Genomic DNA, 20,628 nt, shown 5'->3' with positions numbered 1-20,628 from the left:
AAGAGTGATGCCTTCAGGCCGGGCCATTGGCAGCGCAGAGTCAAACGCCGATCAATCCGTGATTACGCGACGCGATACGTGGCCGTGCGAGCGAGTGCCTCGACTTGCAGCGCTGCCGCTTCGCGGGCGCTTTCACCACTGGGCATCAGCTTGCTGTAGCGGTCACAACTGGCGCGCACGTCATGACTGTTCAGCACCTTGTCCAGGGCCGTGGCCAGTGACTCGGCAGAAGCAGGCGAGAAAATCCGCAGGCCGCACCCCAGGCCTTGCATTCGTGCGGCATTGTCGAAATGGTCGTGCGCAAATGGCGTGATGATCTGTGGCACCCCAGCGGCGATCGCCAGGGCCGTGGTCCCGACGCCTCCGTGATGCACCAGGGCCGAGGTGTGAGGGAGGATGCGGCTCATGGGGACGTAGCGCCTGACCAGGATCCTGCCGTCGCTGGACAGCGCCGGGTCTACCGGCTGACTGGTCAGGAACACTCCGCGGCGGTCGATCAACTTCAGCGCTTGAGCCGCGGCGGCGAAATATTGCTCGGCATTGACTGTGGTCGAACCCGGGGTGAACACCACCGGTGGGGCCACGCTCAAGAAATCTTCCAGTTCGGCGTCAGGTTCCTCGAAGCCGGATTCATCGAATAACGGGAATCCGGTCAGTACCGTCTGGGCAGGCCAGTCCTGTTGGATCCGGGCGAACCAGTCCGGGAACAGGCCCAAGACCCGATCGGGCGAGGAGATCCACTGGCTGATGATGCGCTTGACCGGGGGCAGGCCCAATTCGCGGCGAAAACCGTTGAGTTCCGGTTTCATGAGCCGATCGAGGAAGGCGTGCTCGATGACCCCCAGCAGCAGGCGTCTCAAGGGATACGGGACAAAGGCCGGCAGGTTCGCTCCCGGTGGATGGGTAGGGCGTGCGAGGGGCGACCAGATGGCGAACGGTGTGACCTGCCCGGTGACCAGCGGGATGCCGTGCTTTTCTTGCAGCAGGCGGGCGGAAAACGCCCATAACGAACCGAGCATGACGGTGTCGTCGTCACACGCTTGCTCCAGTAGCCGGTACTGTTCGCGCAAGGTGCCGCCGACGGTTTTCCAGAGGGTGGGCAGTGACGTGCGCGGGTGCCACAGCGCCGGGTCAGCCATGACCGCTTGATATTCCTCGCGGGTACCCAATGGCAGGAACTTGAAGCCGCAGCGCTCGATCACCGGGGCGAACACCGCGCTGGCGCAAAACGTTATCCGATGCCCGCGTGCTGCGAGCGTACGACCGATCCCGACAAACGGGTGGACGTCACCGGCTGAACCGATGGCCGTAATGATCACGTGCATAAGGCTCCCTCTAGAGTGATCGTGCGGTGGGTGACAGGTCTGATCGACGGGCGACCAGGCATCGCCTGTGGAGTCCATCCACAGAAACGATTCAGCTTGAGGGGCGTATTTAAGCGGTTGCAGGTAGGCAGCGTCTGTAGCGGAAAACGGGGACATCCTGGCGTGCGGATCAGGGCTGTTGACCCTGCGGGAGCGAGCTTGCTCGCGATGACAGCGGCACGGAACCACCGCTATCGCGAGCACGCACGTTCCCACGGAGTATGTGTCGAATCCTGGGGTACCCGGTGCATTGCTCACCGGACACCCCAGGCGCCTTTACGACACCGCGGCGGTTTTCAACGCCTGCGAAATCGCCTCGCCCAGCTTGGCCACATGAGGTGCCTTGACCAGCGTGTTATGGGTGCCGGGCAGTGGTGTCACGTTGACCTGATCCGCCAGTAGCGCACGCCAGCCCAGGGTGGGGTCGCTGCGTTGCTGTTCGCTCGCGGTGAACAGCGACACCTTGAGCGGGCTGGGTGGGCTGACGTAGGCGCCGATGGCCTGCCGCATCCGATAGGCGACTTCCAGATGAGTACGCAGCAGGGCGGCATCGATGTCGTGGGGCAGTTCCTCCGGTAGCAGGCGCTGGGTGATGCACAGCGCCAGCATCGCGTCGATGTCCGAGTGTTCCGCCAGTGTCGTCAGTTGCCGCATCAGCCCGGGGTCGATCTGCTCCGGCAGCCAGGCCATCAGGAACTGTGCTTCGCTGATCGATTGCGTCGGTACCGGATCGGGGCGTGCCGATGCATCAATGATGCCGAGGAATTCCACGACCTCGCCACCGGTCTGCAACTGACGAGCCATTTCATAGGCGATCAGGCCACCGGCCGACCAACCAGCGATCCGATACGGACCTTGCGGCTGGGTTTGTCGGATGGCCGTCAGGTAACGCGCCGCGATGGTCGGCACATCGGCCAGCGGCGCCTCACCCGCCACCAGGCCACTGGCCGCCAAGCCGTAGACGGGGACCTGGGGATCGAGCATCGGCGCCAGGTCCCGTGCATATTGCACCTCACCGCCCAGCGGATGGACCAGATACAGCGGCCGCTGGGAGCCGGTGCGCCGGATCGGCACCAGATTGCTGTGGCCGCCCGGTCGGGCCTGGCCGTCGAGGGTCCTGGCGAAGCCGGCAATGGTCGGCTCGACAAACAGGTCGCGCACGGCAATCGGCTTACCGAGGACCTTGCGCAGACGCGAGGCCATCTGCACCGCCATCAACGAAATCCCGCCGAGGCTGAAGAAATCATCATGGCGGCTGACCCGTTCCAGTTTGAGCAATTCTTGCCAGAGGGCCGCGATGGCGATCTCGGTGTCGCCCTTGGGCGCCTCGTAAGGCAAGGCCGGGGCAGGGCTGTCATCGCCAAAGCCCGACTGGGCGATGGCATTGACCGAGCGCACCAACGGCGGTGTGCTCTCCAGCAGTTGGCCGATGGATTGCTGCCCGTCGGTCACCAGGTTTTCCAGGAGCTTGGCGAAGAGCTCGGCAATGTTCTGTACTGTCGGCCTGTCGAACAGGTCATTGGCGTATTGCAGGCTGCCGCCGATGCGCTCGCCGTTGTCAATGAGGGACAGCGAGAGGTCGAACTGCGTGGTGTTATGGGGGCTTTCCAGGGTTTTCACCTCAAGCCCAGGCAACTGCAGCGGTGCCGGTGGCGTGTTGTCCAGGCTCAACATGACCTGGAACAACGGGCTGTGGCTCATGCTGCGGGTCGGTTGCAATGCGCTCACCACCTGCTCGAAAGGCAGGTCCTGATGATTGTAGGCGCTCAGGGTCAGGTTCTTGATCCGCGCCAGCAGTTCTTCGACACGGGTATCGCGTTCTGTGCTGACTCTCAAGGCCAGGGTATTGGCAAAGAAACCGATCAACGCCTCCAGCTCCGGCCGTTGACGATTGGCCACCGGGGTGCCGACCACCACATCTGCCTGGCCGCTCAGGTGGTTCATCAACACCGACCAGCCGGCCAGCAGCACCATGAACAGCGTGGTGCCCTGGGCCTGGCTGAAAGCCCGCAGATCAGCACTCAGGGCCGGCGAAAAGCTGCATTCGAGGATACCGCCGGCATAACTTTGTATTGCCGGGCGCGGACGATCCAGTGGCAGGTTCAACAGCGCGGGCGCACCTTCCAGATGTTGCCGCCAGAAGTCGATCTGCGCTTGCAGTGCCGGGCCTTCAAGGGACTGCCGTTGCCAGGCGGCATAGTCCACGTATTGCAACGCCAGGGGCGGCAACGGATCTTTCTGGCCCTGGGTAAACGCGCTGTAGAGCACACTGACCTCCCGCGCCAGCACACTGTTGGACCAGCCATCGGAAACGATGTGGTGCAGGGTGATGAACAGCACATGTTCCTCGTCCTCCAGTTGCACCAGATGGCCGCGCATCAGTGGTCCATGGCTCAGGTCGAACAATTGCGTAGCGTTGATCTGGCCGAGGTGCTCCAGCCTGGCCTTGCGTTCATCGAGCGCTAGCGTGCGCAGGTCCTGCTGGTCCAATTGGAAACCGTGATCGGTCGGTGCGATTTTTTGCACTGGCTCGCCGTCCACCAGTTCGAACCGGGTACGCAAGGTTTCGTGACGTGCTACCAGGCGATCGAGGGTGGCCTGCAGCGCCGCTTTGTCCAGCGAACCCTTCAAGCGCAAGGCCAGGGGCAGGTGATAAGCGGCGCCCGCCGCATGGTCCAGGTGGTCGAGGAACCACAGCCGTTGCTGGGCGAAGGATAACGGCAGTCGCCCCGAGCGGTTGGCCAATGGAATCGACGCCGATTCGGTGGGCGACGCGGCATGCACCAGGGCGGCGAGGCCACGCACGGTCGGCGCGTCGAACAGTTCGCGCAGGGTGATCCGTGCGCCCAGCTTGCGCCGCAGTCGCGAGAGCAGCTGCACGGCGAGCAGCGAATGGCCGCCGAGTTCGAGGAAGCCGTCATGACGACCGACTTGATCCAGATGCAGCAAACCTTTCCAGATCTCGGCAATGGCGATTTCAGTGTCGCCCTGGGGCGCTTCATAGGTTTTGCTCGCCAACGATTCCTGACCAGGTGCTGGCAGGGCGCGGCGGTCGAGCTTGCCATTGGCGGTGAGGGGCAGGGCATCGAGGTGCACGAAGGCGCTGGGCACCATGTACTCCGGCAGGCCGCTCAACAGCGCGCTGCGCAAGTGCTCGGCCGGGACGGGTTCGCCGCAGACATAGGCGACCAGACGCTTGTTGTCCGAATCGCCTTGGCTGTCTTCCCGGGCGATGACCACGGCCTCGCGGATACCCGGGTAGGCCACCAGGGCATTCTCAATCTCACCCAATTCGATGCGGAAACCACGGATTTTCACCTGGAAGTCATTACGCCCCAGGTACTCTAGCGTGCCATCGGCCAGCCAACGACCGAGGTCGCCGGTCTTGTACAGGCGTGCGTTCGGGTCAGTGCTGAACCGGTCGGCGATAAAACGTTCGGCGCTCAGCTCCGGACGGTTCAGGTAACCGCGGGCCACACCGGCCCCGCCGATGTGCAGCTCGCCGGCCACGCCCAGCGGCGTCGGTTGCCCCCGGGCGTCGAGCACGTGCACCTGGACGTTGGCGATCGGCCGGCCAATGCTCGGCCGTTCGCCGAGGTCGCGGATCAGGTCGATGGTGGCGTCTACCGTGCATTCGGTCGGGCCGTACATGTTGTAGAAACGAATGTTCGGGCAGTTGCGCAGTTTCTCCCAGGTCGCGGCGTTGATCGCCTCGCCACCGAGCAGCACGCTCACCGGCTGATAGCTCTGGCGCTCCAGCAGGCCTGCGGCGAGCAGGGTGTCGAGCTGCGACGGCGTGGAATCGAAGGCGTGCACCTGATGCTGTTCGAGGAAGTCCAGCAGCTCGTGGCCGCTGGCGCGGATCAGTTGCGGGATGATCACCAAACGGTGGCCGGAGAATAGCTGCGAGATGCCCTTGATCGACATGTCGAAGAAGAACCCGGCATTCAGCGCCACGGTGGCCGGTGTCGGGCAGTGCCGGTGGGTGGTGCGGGTCAGCACCTGCCAGAAGTTGAACACCGAACGGTGCTCGACCATCACGCCCTTGGATTGGCCGGTGGAGCCGGAGGTGTAGATCACATAGGCCAGGTGCTCGGCTGTCAGGCCTGGCACTTGCGGATTGGCATCAAAGGCCGGATTGCTCGCAGCCTGCAACGAATCAACCGTGTCGAGCAACAACAGCGGCAGCTCGCCTGCCTGCAAGTTGAGGGCCGCTTGGCTCAACAACGCCCGTGGCTGGCTGTCCTGCACCATGAACGCCATGCGCTCGGCAGGATGGGCCGGGTCGATCGGCACGTAGGCGGCGCCGGCCTTGAGCACCCCCAGCAGGCCGACGATCATGTCCAGGCTGCGCTCGGCACAGATCGCCACGCGTTGATCGGGTTGGATACCGAGTTCGAGCAACTGTCGGGCCAGGTGGTTGGCGCGGCGGTTGAGCTGGCGGTAGCTCAGTTGCTGGTTCTCGCAAACCAGGGCCACGGCCTCGGGATTGGCCTGGACCTGGGTTTCGAACAGGGTGTGGATTGGCTGGGCAGGCCCGAAGTCGCTGGCGGTGCGGTTGAAGTCCGCCAGCAGCAATTGCCGCTCGGTTTCGGGCAGCACTTCAAGATCGCTGGCGAGGCGTTCGGGGGCCTGTTCAAGGGCTTCCACCAAGGCGGCCACGGCTTGGCCGAGGTAGGCGGCGATGCGTTGCGGGTCGATGCCGGTGATGGATTGGGCGGTCAGGGAGAACCCTTTGCCCACATTCGCCACGGCGATTTCGATAGGGTAATTGGTGCGGGTTTCCGAGGCGATGAAGTGCATGCCTTCGTGATCGCCCATGTCCTCGACGTTTTCCCCGGCGGCATTGACCAGGTCGCCATGGCGGCAGTTGAGGATCACCGTGAACAGCGGCAGCGAGGCATCCACGGCACTGCAACGCTGGGCCAGGGCCAGGGACGCCTGTTCGTGGGTCAGCAATTCACTGAGCTGCTGGTAGGCGTCGCGGACGATGTCGCTGACGGTGTTCTGCTGCAAGCGAATGCGCATTGGCAAGGTGTTGATGAACATGCCCAGGGCATGGTCGGCACCGGCGGTGCCTTGGGAACGTCCCGACAGCACCGTACCGAAAATCCCGTCGTCGCGTCCGCTGGTCGCCGCTACCACCAGACCCCAGGCGGCATGGAACAGCACGGAGGTCGGCACCCCTTGCTGGCGTGCCATGCGATGCACCCGGGCACTGAGTGCCTCGCTCAAGTGCTCGACCGCGCGCTTGATCCCGGCGCCATTGCCGCGCACATCCAGCACCCCGTAAGGCGCGGTGGTGGAGTCGACATCGGCCAGCAGGCGACGGAAGTAAGCTTCGTGGTCGGCCTGGGACACGTTGGCGGCCTGGGCGATGAAGTTTCGGTAAGGCTGGGACGGCGGCAGGCTGTCGGTCTGTCCGGCCAGGACGGCCTGGATCTCCAGCATGATCAGACGCAGCGTCACGTTATCGCTGACCAAATGGTGGTCGAGCAACGCCAGCAGCCACTGCTCATTCGGCGCGTCGTAGATGATGTACGCGGCGATCAGCGGCGCCCGCTGCAGGTCCAGTCGCAGATGGTGGGTATCGGTGTGGTCGCGCAAAATCTGCAAGGCGTCTTCACCGGGGGCGCAGTCCAAGGTGACCACCGGCAACTGCGCCTGGCGATGCACCATCTGCACCGGCTGCGGCAACCCATGCCAGCGCAGCGCGGTGCGCAGGATGTCGTGCCGGTCGATCACCACCTGTACGGCGGCCAGGAAGTCATCGAGCAACTGGCGACGATTGAACGTCACCACAGTACGCATCAGATACGCGTCGCCTTCGGCCTGCAGCAAGTGGTGGAACAGAATGCCTTCCTGCAATGACGACAGGGGATAGATGTCCTGCACGTTACTGGCCCCGCCGGGGACATCGGCGACGATCTGCTCGATTTCGCCCTGGCTGAGGCTCACCAGCGGCAGCATCTGCGGTTCGATGGCCATGCAGTCGGCCGGGATCAGGTTGGCCGGCACGAACTGCTGGACGTTGTTGCCACCGGCCAGGACCGCCGCCATGGCCTTGAGCGTTGGCGCGGAAAATACCGTGCGCACATCCAATTGCAAGTCGGCCTGACGCAGGCGTTCGATCAGGCTGATGACCAGGAACGAGTGGCCGCCCAGTTCGAAGAAGTGGTCCTGGCGACCCACCCGCTCAACCCCAAGCAGCTCCTGCCAGGCGCTGGCCAGGGTGCGTTCGATTTCGCCCAAGGGGGCTTCGTAATGCTTGCTCGCGGCGGCAGACAAATCCGGTGCCGGCAACGCATTGCGGTCGAGCTTGCCATTGGTGGTCAGCGGCCAGGCTTGCAGGGTCACGAAGGCCCCGGGCAACATATGTTCGGCCAGCACGCCGGCCAGTTGGCTGCGCAAGACCGAAGACTCCAGCACAACTCCGTCATGGGCGATCAAGTACGCCACCAGGCGTTTGTCGCCGGGCTGGTCCTCGCGCACGATCACCAAGGCTTCGCGCACATCGGCCAGGGCCAGCAACTGGGCTTCGATCTCCCCCAGCTCGATGCGAAAGCCACGGATCTTGATCTGCGAATCGTTGCGGCCCACGTAGACCACACCGCCGTCGGCGCGGTAGCGGGCGATATCGCCAGTGCGATACAACCGCGCCGCGGGTTCCACGGCGTACGGGTCGCGGATGAACCGCTCGGCATTGAGTTCGGGGCGGTTCAGGTAATGCCGGGCCACGCCCGCGCCGCCGATGTAGATTTCCCCATTGACCCCCACCGGCACCGGTTGCTGGTACTCGTCGAGAATGCGCAGGCACAGGTCCGGCAATGGCGGACCGATCAGGCTTGGTGCGCCTGTGTCGATTTCCACTTGGCTGATCGGATAGAAAGTCGCGTGCACGGTGATTTCGGTGATTCCGTACATGTTCACCAGGCGCGTGCGCGACAGCGCGGTGCGTGCGGTCCAAGGGCGCAGGCTACGGAAATCCAAGGCCTCGCCGCCGAAGATCACTTCGCGCAGGGCATGTTCCCGGTCGCTGCGTTCACGGGCCTCGATGAACTGACGGAAGGCACTTGGCGTCTGGTTCAGGACCGTGACGTGCTGTTGACAGACCAGCGCATAGAAGTCATCGGGGGAGCGGGCCACGTCACTCGGGACGATCACCAGCTTGCCGCCATAACTCAACGCACCCCAGATTTCCCAGACCGAGAAATCGAAGGCAAAAGAGTGGAACAGCGTCCACACGTCGTTCTGGTCGAAGTCGAACAACCCGGCGGTGGCATCGAACAGCCGAGCGACATTGCCATGTTCCACCAACACACCCTTGGGCAACCCAGTGGACCCCGAGGTGTATATGACGTAGGCCAGGTGCCGTGGCGTCAGGCCCAGCGCCTTGGCCTCAAGGTTATAGTCCAGGGACACGTCCGCCAGGTCGTCTGCCGCGACGTAATCCTTGAGGTTCACCACCGGCACGGCATGTTCGGGCAGCACGTCGAGGCAGTCCGGCTGGGCCAGCAAGGCCACCGGAGTACTGTCGGCCAGCAGATAGCCGAGGCGCTCGCTGGGGTACGCCGGATCCAGCGGTACATAGGCGGCACCGGCCTTGAGCACGGCCAGCACCGCGCAGACCATTTCCACCCCGCGCCGAGCCAGGATCGCCACCCGGTCATCGGGGCGTATACCTTGGGCGAGCAGTTCACGGGCGATGCGGTTGGCGCGGCGATTGAGGGCCTGATAGCTCAGTTCGAGTTCGCCCAGGACCAGGGCGGTGGCGCTGGGTTGTGCGGCGGCGATTTGTTCGAAGCGCTGATGAATCAGCAGTTGCGTAGGGAACGCGGCTTTAGGAGGCAGGGTTGCCGGCGAGGCCTGGCGCTGTGCCGGGCTGAGCAGCGGTAGGGCGAACACCGGTTGTTCGATATCTTCCACCAGGGCTTCCAGCAGCGTTTGAAAGTGCTGGGCAAAGCGTTCCACGGTGGAACGGTCGAATAGGTCACTGGCGTATTCGATCACCCCGGCCAGGCTGCCGCCGTCATTGCCCAGCGTCAGCATCAGGTCGAACTGCGAGGTTTCATGGGCTTGGGCCACGGGGGTCAAGGTCAGGCCGGGCAGGCTCAATTCGCCGCCACCGGGGGTGTTATCCAGCGACAGGGCAACCTGGCACAGCGGGTTGTGGCTCAACGAGCGCGGTGGTTGCAAGGCTTCGATGACCTGCTCGAAGGGAATGTCCTGGTGTTCGTGGGCCGCCAGCGTGGTGTGCTTGATCTGTTCCAGCAACTGCACCACGCTCGGGTTTTCTGTCAGGTTCACGCGCAGGGCCAGGGTGTTGACGAAGAAACCGATCAGGTTTTCCGTTTCGGTGCGACCGCGGTTCGCGGTCGGTACGCCAATGACCACGTCGCGCTCGTTACCCAGGCGTGCCATAAGCACTGACCAGGCGCTGAGCAAGGTCATGAACAGGGTGACGTTGTGTCGTTGGCCGAAACGTTCCAAGCGTTCGCGCAATGCCGGCGCGATCTCCACCGGGACGTCGCCACCCCGATAGCTTTGCGTCGCCGGACGTGGACGATCGGTGGGCAAGGACAGCAACGCCGGCGCACCGCCCAGGTGCTCACGCCAGAAGTCGGCCTGGCGGCTCAGGCGCTCGCCGTTCAGGGCCTGGTGTTGCCAGGCCGCGTAGTCGGCGTATTGGATCGGCAGCGCCGGCAACGGATCGACCTGCCCCTGGCTGAAGGCCCGGTAGAGGGCCGCGAATTCCTTGACCAATACACCCACCGACCAACCGTCGGAGATGATGTGGTGCTGGGTGATCAGCAGGATGTGCTCGTCGTCGGCCAACTGCAGCAGGCGACCGCGAATCAACGGTCCCTGAGCCAGGTCGAACGGCGCCAGGGCTTCGCTATTGCCGATGCGGGCCGCACTGAGGCTGGCCTGCTCATACGGCAGCGAGCGCAGGTCCTGTTCGCTGAGAGCAAAGCCACAGTGTGCCGGGGCAATGACCTGTACCGGTTGCTCGCCACGGCGTACGAAGGTGGTGCGCAGGCTTTCATGCCGCGCCACCAAGCGGTCCAAGGCTGCCTTGAGCGCGGCACGGTCGAGATTGCCGCGCAGCAGCAGCGCCGCGGGCATGTGATATGCGCTGCCCGCGTCGGCATCGAGCTGGTCGAGGAACCACAGGCGTTGCTGGGCAAAGGACAGCGCCAGGGGTTTGTCGCGGTCTACCAGACCGATGGTCTCGGTGTGTGCTGTTTGCCGGTCGCCCACTACCCGCGCCAGTTCCTCCACGGTCGGATGGCTGAACAACTCGCGCAGCATCAGGTCGCCGCCCAGTTGTTGCCGCACTCGGGAGACCAGTTGCGCGGCGAGCAGGGAATGCCCACCCAATTCAAAGAAACTGTCGCTACGACCGACCCGTTCCAGGCCGAGCAGCTCCTGGAAAATCCGCGCCAGGGCGGTTTCGGTGGCGCCTTCGGGGGCGACATAGCCACGTTCGGACATGGCATCCAGGTCCGGCGCCGGCAGCGCATCCTGGTCCAGCTTGCCGTTGGCCGTGAGTGGGTAGGCGTGCAGGCTGACAAAGGCGCTGGGGATCATGTAGTCGGGCAGGGTAGCGCCCAATTGCTTGCGCAATGCGGCCACTTCCAGCGTGGTTCCCAGCAGGGGGATCAGGTAGGCGATCAGGCGCTTGCCCTGGCTCATGTCCTCGCGCGCCAGTACCCGGGCTTCACGCACACCGGCGCAGGCCAGCAGCTTGGCTTCGATCTCCCCCAGTTCGATCCGGAAACCGCGGATCTTCACCTGGGCGTCCATCCGCCCCAGGTGAACGATCTCGCCGTTGTCCAGCAACTTGCCCAGGTCTCCGGAGCGGTACAGCCGTTCCCCGGGACGGAATGGGTCGGCAATGAAACGCTCGGCACTCAGGGCCGGACGGTTCAGGTAACCGCGACCGACCCCCAGCCCACCGACGCAGATCTCACCGGCCACCCCCACCGGCAACAACCGCTGACGGGCATCGAGCACATAGGCCACGGTGGTCGGGATCGGCCGCCCGACATTGGAGACGCCGGCGGCGATGTCCGCTGCGCCAATGGCCTTGTAGGTCACGTGCACGCAGGTTTCGGTGATGCCGTACATGTTCACCAGCGCCACATGTCCGAAGGCCCGATGGAAGGCGTCGAGCCTGCCCAACTCCAGGCTTTCCCCACCGAAAATCACATAACGCAAGTGCTCCAGACGCACATCCGGCGTCGTCAGGGCCGCGGCGCTGAGCTGATGGAACGCCGAGGGCGTCTGGTTCAGCACCGTCACCTGTTCGCGTTCAAGGAAACCCAATAGCTCCACCGGATCACGACGCAGGGCTTCGGGTACCAGGCTCAGGCGCGCGCCGTAGAGCAGGGCGCCGAAGATTTCCCAGACCGAGAAATCGAAGGCATTGGAGTGGAACAACGACCAGACATCGTCGGCATTGAACTGAAAATCCAGGCGATTGTTGTGCAGCAATCGCACAACGTTGCGATGTTCGAGCAACGCACCCTTGGGTTCGCCAGTGGAACCCGAGGTGTAGATCACATAGCAGAGGTGGTTCGCTGCGGTGAGGTTCGGCAGGTCGGCGGCGCTGCTGCCATTGGCCGGGGTGGCATCGAAGACTTCGATGCCAAGATCCTGTAACGCCGGGCTCATGTCCTGGCGAGCGATGGCCTTGCGTGCGCCGCTGTCACGCAACACATAGGCGATGCGCTCCTGGGGCGAGCTCGGGTCGATCGGCACGTAGGCGCCGCCGGCCTTGAGCACCGCCAGGGTGGCGACGATCATTTGCACCGAGCGATCCAGGGCGATGGCCACCAGTTCTTGCGGCTGCACGCCGGCCGAGCGCAAACGGTGGGCGAGGCGGTTGGCCTGTTCGTTGAGCTGTCGATAGCTCAAGCGCTCCGGGCCCAGGTTGACGGCGGTGCGTTCCGGGTGTTGGCGGGCCTGCTCCTCGAAAATCTGATGCAGGGTCAGGGTGTCGGGCCAGGCGGCTTCGCTGTCGTTGAAGTCGAGAATCTGCCGCCGGCGTTCGGCGCTATCCAACAATGGGACGTCGTCGACCCGCTGCTGCGAATCTGCGACGAAGGCCTCCAGCAAGCGCACGTAATGGCGCATCAGCTGTTGGATGAATTCGGCGTCGAAGAACTCCGCGTTGTACACCAGGTGCCCGGCCCATTGGGGCTCACCGGCCGTGATCAGCAGGTGCAGGTCGTTCTTGCCGTAGCCGAGGTTGGTTTCCAGGGTATTGACCGCCAGGCCCGCGACCAGCGCACTGGCGTCGGTGGTGTGCTGGAAGTTGAAGAGCACATCGAACAACGCGGTGCGGCTCATGTCCTTGGCCGGATTGAGGGCCAGTACCAATTGGTCGAACTGCATGTGCCGGTGCCGCAGGCCCTGGGCCAGGTTGCTCGCGGTCTGTTCCCACAGCTGTTGCAGGGTGGTCTCGCTGTCACACTGGCCACGCATCACCAGCAGGTTGTCCAGCGGTCCGACGACATCGCGCAAGCCCGGCTCACGACAGGCGGCCGTGGTGCCGACCACCAGCTCATCGTGGCCGGCGTAGCGGCGCAGCAGCGCCGTGAAAGCGCTCAGGGCCAGGCTATCGCAGCTCACGCCGACTTCCCGGGCCAGGGCCTCAAGGCGCCGTACCAGCGCCGGTTCGAGGGTGAAACTGTGGCTGGCTTCGGCAAACACATGCACCGCCGCCCGCGGTCGATTCAGTGGCAGCTCCAGGGCTTGCAGTTTGCCGCGCAGTTGATAGACCCAGTAGGCCCGCAGGTTTTCCAGCACCGTGGCCGGCAGGTTGCGTTGCCAGGCGGCGAAGTCGCCGTAGCCTAACGACAAGGCCGGTAGCTCGGCGCGGCGGTCGGCGCAGGCGGCTTCATAGAGCGCCAGCAGGTCGCGCTTGAGCAACTGCATGGCGCTGCGGTCGGCCAGCAAGTGGTGCACGGCGATGGCCAGGATGGCGCGGCGCTCGTCCGCTCGTACCAGGCTGGCGCGCACCAGGCTGCCGCCGTCCATGGTCAAGGGGCGGCGGGTTTCGGCCAGGGCCTGGGCCGCCAGGTCGTGAGGGTTGCCCTGGATCAGTTCGAGCGCCAGGGTCGCCGGCCCGTCGAATTGCTGCCAGGCGCTGCTGCCGTCGCTGAGCACCCGGCAGCGAAGGATGGCGTGGCGGGCCAGCAGTCCGTCGAGGGCGGTTTGCAGGGCCGGTTGATTGACCTCGCCGCTCAGTTCCAGCAGCAGCGCAATGTTGTGATAGACCGGGTTGGCGTTGTACAGGTAGCCGGTTTCGAAGGTGTCGACGAACCACATCCGCTCCTGGTGAAAGGACAGCGGCAGTCGCTCCGGTACAGGCACAAGGGCCTTGACCTCAGGCAAGGCCAGGGCCGGGTCCAGCTCCAGCGCAGCGATCCGGGTGTCCGGGGCTTCGGTGAAGCAGTGCAGCAGACGTTCGAAACGCCCCGCCAGTCGCTCGATGGTGGAGGCGTCGAACAACGCGGTGGAATACGACAGGCTGCAGGACAGGCTTGGACCCCCTTCGTCGATGTGCAGGGACAGGTCGTGCTGGGTGTTGTCCTTGGGCGACGGTAAAAACTCCAGGTTCAGCCCCGGCAACTGCAGCTGGCCACCTGCGCCCCCGGCATTGGTGTAGAGCATGGTCTGGAACACCGGGCTGTAGCTGGCGCTGCGTGGTGGCTTGAGGGCTTCGACCACCAGCTCGAAGGGCGTGTCCTGGTGAGGCGAGGATTCCAGCATCAGGTGCTTGACCTGTTGCAGCACCTGATCGAGGGTCGGGTTGGCTTCCAGGCGTACGCGCAGGGCCAGGGTGTTAACGAAGAAACCGATCAGCGACTGCACATCCTGGCGGTCGCGGTTGGCGGCGACGGTGCCGATCACCAGGTCTTGCTGGCCACTGATCCGCGCCAGCAGGACTGCCCAGGCGGCCATCAAGGTCATGAACGGCGTGGCGGCGCGGGACTGGGCGAACCGGGCGATGGCACCGGACAACGACGCGGGCAGATCGAAGCCCAGGGTTTCGCCGCGGTAGCTCTGCACTGCTGGGCGTGGGCGGTCGGTGGGCAATGAAAGCAGGGGCGGGGCGCCGGCCAGGTGAGTGCGCCAGAACTCCACTTGCTGGTCCAGGCGTGCGCCTTCCAGGTGCTGGCGCTGCCAGGCCGCGTAGTCGGCGTATTGCCGGGGCAGGGGTGGCAGTGGGTCGGGCTGCCCGGCGCTGAATGCCTGGTACAAGGTGGCGAATTCCTTGACCAGGATGCCGATGGACCAACCGTCGGAGATGATGTGGTGCTGGGTGATCAGCAGCCGGTGCTCGTCGTCGGCCAGGCGTAGCAGGCTGCCGCGAATCAGCGGCCCGTGCAGCAGATCGAACGGTTGTTTGGCTGCCTCTTCGCTCAGGCGCGCGACCTGGGCCGCGGCTTCGTCCCGGGATAGATGGCGCAGGTCATGCTCCACCAGGCTGAAGCCGCAATCGGCCGGGGCGATGATTTGCACCGGGTGTTCGCCTTCACGGCGGAAGGTGGTGCGCAGGCTTTCATGCCGCGCCACCAGACGATTCAGGGCTTCCTTGAGCGCCGCCTGGTCGAGGGCGCCGCGCAGCACCAAGGCGGCAGGCATGTGATAGGCGGCGCTGGCGGTGGGGTCCAACTGGTCGAGGAACCACAGCCGCTGCTGGGCGAACGATAGCGCCAGCGGAGCGTCGCGGTCGACGCCGGTCATGTCGTCAGGAGCACTTTCGATGACCCGTGTCGCACCGCGTTGCTTGAGCAGGCGCAGGAGCGCGGCACGTTTCAACTGGTCGAGACTATCGTTATGTTCGTTCAATTTATTCAGCATCCTTGGAGACGATAGCGAGCAGTTCGCTTTCAGACAGCGAAGCCATTTCTTGTTGCAGGTCGAGCAGTTCATCCGACTCGTACTGCGCCAGTTGCAGGGTGTTGATCAGGTCGGCCAGGGCCAGCAGCGAGGGGTGTTCGAACAGCCCTCTGAGCGGCACTTCGACGCCGAAGGTTTCTCGTGCCCGGAGCGTGACTTGCACCGCCAGCAGCGAGTGGCCGCCGAGCTCGAAGAAATTGTCGTGACGGCCAATCCGCTCCAGCCCCAGCAGGTCGGACCAGATGGCCGACAGCAACGCTTCGGTCTCGCCGCTTGGCGCTTCGTACTGGCGGTACGCGAAGTCTTCGCTGGCAGGCGCCGGCAGGGCGTTGCGATCGAGCTTGCCGTTGGGGCTCAAGGGCAACTGCTCGACCACCACGAATGCCGCCGGGACCATGTAGTCTGGTAACTGCGAGGTCAGGTAGGGCCGTAGCGTGCTGCTGGCGTTACGCCCGGTCAGGTGCGGCTCGACGCTCAGGTACGCCACCAGACGCGTGGCTCCCGGTGTGTCTTCGCGGGCGATGACGGCTGCCTCACGCACCCCCGGCAGGGTCAGCATCAGGGCTTCGATTTCACCGGGTTCGATACGGAAACCACGGATCTTGACCTGTTGGTCGTTGCGCCCAAGGAACTCGATCACCCCATCGGCGCGCATGCGCACCAGATCGCCGGTGCGGTACATCCGTGGCGTGTCGCCCGGGCCGAATGGGTCGCTGAGGAAGTGCTCGGCGTTCAGTGACGCCCGGTCCAGGTAACCTCGCGCCACCCCCGCGCCGCCTACGTACAATTCGCCCGGCACGCCGAGTGGCACCGGCTCGCGCTGTTCGTCGAGCACGTACAGGCGACTGTTGGGGATCGCCCGCCCGATGGGCACCGTGCCCCGGTCCTGGGCGGTGCAGCGATGCACCGAAGCCCATACGGTGGCTTCGGTGGGGCCGTACTCGTTGTACAAGGTGATCTCAGGTTCCAGCCCAGCACATTCCTGCACCAACTGCGCGGGACAGGCTTCGCCGGCGACGATCATTTCTTGCAGGCTGCCATGACCGTGGCCGCTGGCGAGGCTTGCCAGTACCAGGCGTCCCAGGGACGGCACGCACAGCAGTGAGGTGATGGCCTGTTCACCAATGAACCGGGCGATGGCATCGGGATCCCGGGCGGTCTCGGCACCCGGGATGCACAAGGTGCCGCCACCGACCAGGGTCCCGAAGACCCCGGCCACGGAGCTGTCGAAGGCAATCGACGACAACAGCAGGAAGCGCTTGCCGGTTGCCGGCCCATACACCGTGCCACGGGCCAGCGTCGAGGCCACCAGGTTACGATGTTCGATCATCACCCCCTTGGGTTTACCGGTGGAGCCAGAGGTGTAGATCACATAGGCCAGGTGCGCCGGGGTCAGGCCCTGGGCATCCCGTTGTGGGTCCTGGCTGCTCGAGCGCACTGCCAGCGCCCGTTCGATGGCCAGGTAGCGAGTGCCCTCCTGCAGTGTGCCCACGGCCGTGCGACCGACCGGATCGGCCAGCAACAGGCGTGGCCTGGCGTCCTCGATGATCGAGGCCAGGCGCTCGGCCGGGTAGGTCGGATCCAGCGGCACGTAGGCACCACCGGCCTTGAGAATCCCCAGCAGGGCAGTGATCATCGCCACGCTGCGTTCGACACAGATGGCGACCAGATCCCCCGGTTGGACCCCTGCTGCGATCAACTGGTGCGCCAGACCGTTGGCCTGGGCATTGAGCTCGGCATAACTGAGCGATTGCCGGCTGTCGAGCAGTGCACAGGCGTGCGGTGTGCGGCGCGCCTGCTCTTCGAACAACTGTTGAATGCACAGGTGCGTCGGGTAGTCCACCTCGGTCTGGTTAAAGGTTTCCAGCAGTAGGGTGCGCTCCTGGGCAGGCAGCACGTCCAGTTGCGTGAGTGGGATCTGTGGCGTGTACATCAAGGCCTGGGTCAGTTGCTCCAGCGCCCGTTGCATCAAGGCGCAGATGCGCTGCGGGTCAACCCCCTGCACACTTTGCACGGTCAGGCCCAGGGCATCGCCATAGTCGTTGACCGACAGGGTCAGTGGGTAATTGGTCCGCTCGGCACTGTCGAGGATACGCATGCCCGGCCAGTGCAACTGGCTGTCGTCGCGCTGGTGGCGATAGTTGAGCAGCGTGGTGAACAGCGGCAAGGCGTTGGGTACGCCACTGCAACGCTGTGCCAGGGCCAGGGAGGCCTGTTCGTGGTCCAGCAGCTCGATCAGGTCGCGGTGGGTGGCCAGGACCTGTTCATTGGCCCCGGCGCTCAGTTGCAGGCGCACCGGCAGGGTGTTGATGAACACGCCCAAGGCCCGTTCCGCCCCGGCCGAGCCTTGCAGGCGCCCGGCGACCACCGTACCGAATACCACATCCTCGCGGCCGGTGCAGCGGGCCAGGACCTGGGCCCAGGCAACGTGGAACAGCGTCGCCGGGGTGATGCCTCGCTCCCGGGCCTGGGCGCGGATGCGCAGGTTGAGCTCGACGCCCAACGGCACACTGGCTTCTTCGATATGGCTGCCGTCGCCTTGCACTTCCAACAGATCGAAGGGCGCGGTGGGGGCATCGACATCCGCCAACCGGCGGGTGAAGTAGGCTTCGTGAACGTCGGCCGGGATGGCTTGGGCCTGGGCAATGAAGTCGCGATAGGGCTGTGGTGCCGCCAGGCTCTCGCTTTGTCCATGAAGGATCGCGTGGATTTCTTCCAGGACGATTTCCAGGGTCACATGGTCGCTGGCCATGTGGTGGTTGAGCAGCGCCAGCAGCCAGCGTTCGGAGTGCGGATCCTGGGCGATGCAGGCACGCATCAGCGGCGCCTGGCGCAGATCCAGGCGCAGTTGCCGTGGGTCGCTCAAGGCTTCGAGCTGGCTGCGCGGGTCCTTGTGGCCGTCGAGGGAAACACTGTGCACCGGCAACCGCGCCTGGCGCTGTACGACCTGTACCGGCTGGGGCAGACCGTCCCAATGTACGCAGGTGCGCAGGATGTCGTGGCGGTCGATCACCTGTTGCAAGGCGGCGATGAAGGCGTCGAGGCGCTGGCGGTTGTCGAACTCAAGCATCGAGCGCACCAGATAGGCGTCGCCTTCATGCCCGAGCAAATGATGGAACAGGATGCCTTGTTGCAGTGGCGCCAGGGGGTAGATGTCCTGGATATTCTGCGCGCCCCCAGGCACGGCAGCGACGATGTGTTCGAGCTGGGCTGAGGTCAGGTCCACCAGCGGCAACATCTGCGGTGTCAGTGCCAGGCAAGCGTCCGGAATACGATTGGCCGGCGCCTGGAAAACCGGATTTGTGCTGGTCGTCAGGGCCAGGGCCAGTTCTCGCAGGCTCGGGGCGCTGAAAACCATGCGCACGTTGGCGTTCAGGCCTTGTTCGCGCAGGCGTTCGATCAGGCTGACGGCCATCAGCGAGTGGCCGCCCAGTTCAAAGAAGCCGTCGTGACGACCGATGCGCTCGATCCCCAGCAAGGCTTGCCAGATTTCGGCGAGGATCTGTTCCACACGCCCTTCAGGTGCCTCGTAGGCGCGGCTGGCGTAGGCATCCTGGTCCGGTTCGGGCAGGGCGCGGCGGTCGAGCTTGCCGTTGGGGGTGAGCGGCAATGCATCCAGCACCACGAAGGCGCTGGGCACCATGTGTTCGGGCAGGCGACTGAGCAGTTCGGCGCGCAATTGTCCGGCAGCGGCCGGTTCGCCGCACAGGTAGGCCACCAGGCGTTTGCCGGACTGGTGATCGTGGGCAACGACCGCCGCTTCGCGAACACCTGCGAGGGCGGCGAGGGCGGCTTCGATTTCCCCCAGTTCGACACGCAGGCCGCGAATCTTCACCTGATCGTCATTACGCCCCAGGTACTGCAACGTGCCGTCGGGCAACCAGCGACCGATGTCACCGGTCTTGTACAGCCGGGCGTCGGTCTTGCCGTAGAACGGGTCGGCGATAAAGCGCTCGGCGCTGAGCTGCGGCAGGTTGAGGTAACCGCGCGCGACTCCGATACCGCCGATGTGGATCTCACCGGGTACGCCCACCGGCAGCAACTGCCCGTGGCTGTCCAGTACATGCAACTGCATGTTGCGGATCGGTCGGCCAATCGGGATCGACTGGTGCCGGTAGGTCTCGAGATCGCTATCAGCGGTGTACCAGGCGACCACGTCACTGCACTCGGTCGGCCCGTAGCTGTTGATCACCGTTGGCCGTGGCAGAGGGAGTTTTTCCAGCATGGCGAGCTGGATCGGCTCACCGCCCAACACCACCCGTTTCAGACAGGCAAGGGCTTGCTGATGATCGGCGTCCACCAGCGCGTGGAAGGCGCTGGGCGACATGTTGAGGTGCGTGATGCCGGCGTCGGCGATCTGCGCGACGATGGCGCCGGGGTTGAAGGGTTCTTCGGCCAGGTGCAGCGTGGCGCCGACCAGCAGTGGCGCGAGGATGTTTTTCTGGGTCAGGTCGAAGTTGTAGGAGGACGCGAGCAGCACGGCATCGCCAGCATCGAACGCCAGGTCTTCGAGGTACCAGTCCAGCAGGTTGCGCAGGCCGCGATGTTCGACCATCACGCCCTTGGGCAAGCCGGTGGAGCCGGAGGTGTAGATCACGTAGGCCAGGTGGCCGAAGCCCAGAGCTGTCACTGAAGGATTGTGCTCGGGGACTTGCAGCAGCGCCGCGCTGCCCAGCTCCAGCGTGGCCAGGCCTTGGGGCAGCGGCAACTCGTCCAGGCCTTGCTGGCGAACCAGGGCTCGTGGCTTGCTGTCGGCCAGCATATGGGCCAGACGTTGCGCCGGGTACTGCGGATCGAGCGGTACATAGGCCGCGCCGGCCTTGAGGATGCCCAGCAGGCCAATGACCATTTGCGCACTGCGCCGGGCGCAGAGGCCGACGGTGTCGTCGGGTTGCACGCCCAGGGCGATCAGCGCGTGGGCGATGCGGTTGGCCTGGGTATTGAGTTCGGCGTAGCTCAGGCTTTGCCCGGCGCAGACCAGCGCCACGGCGTCCGGGGTGCGGCTCGCCTGTGCTTCGAACACCACGTGCGGGAAACGGCTTGGGCTTTCGTCCAAAGCGATGTTGGCCGGGTTGAAGGTTTCCAGCAGTTGTTGACGCTGCGAGTCATCCAGCAACGGCAGGGTCGCCAGCGCTTGGTGGGCATCGTCGAGCATCGCGTCGAGCAGATGCAGCAAATGCTGGCCCCAACGGGCGATGGTGCTTTCGTCGAACAGGTCGGTGGCGTATTCGAACTGGCCACTGATGGTTTCGCCATCGTCGTTGAGCGACAAGCTCACGTCGAATTGGGTGGTGCCGGTGGGCTGGGGCAGTGGGGTCAGGCTCAGCCCTGGCAATTCCAACGCCTGGTC

General features: G+C 64.7%; 3 protein-coding genes. All 3 read right to left on the bottom strand.

From position 1 onward, the window contains the following. Nucleotides 1–62: 62 nt before the first annotated feature. On the bottom strand, nt 63–1,325 hold the full coding sequence (locus ACWNZ1_RS12720) for a glycosyltransferase (protein ID WP_256453225.1): 1,263 nt from the start codon (nt 1,323–1,325) through the stop codon (nt 63–65). Between the two features lie 315 nt (nt 1,326–1,640). Beyond that, the gene (locus tag ACWNZ1_RS12715; RefSeq protein ID WP_456027670.1) at nt 1,641–15,227 is read right to left on the bottom strand and encodes an amino acid adenylation domain-containing protein; all 13,587 of its coding nucleotides are present in this window, start codon (nt 15,225–15,227) and stop codon (nt 1,641–1,643) included. A gap of 1 nt (nt 15,228) precedes the next feature. Beyond that, complete coding sequence (locus ACWNZ1_RS12710) at nt 15,229–20,613, bottom strand: amino acid adenylation domain-containing protein (RefSeq protein ID WP_456027669.1); 5,385 nt, start codon at nt 20,611–20,613, stop codon at nt 15,229–15,231. Nucleotides 20,614–20,628: the final 15 nt, after the last annotated feature.

Source organism: Pseudomonas sp. CFBP 5748, assembly GCF_053850495.1.
Note: the sequence above shows the minus strand (reverse complement) of the source record. Positions and strands in the feature narration are given on the sequence as shown.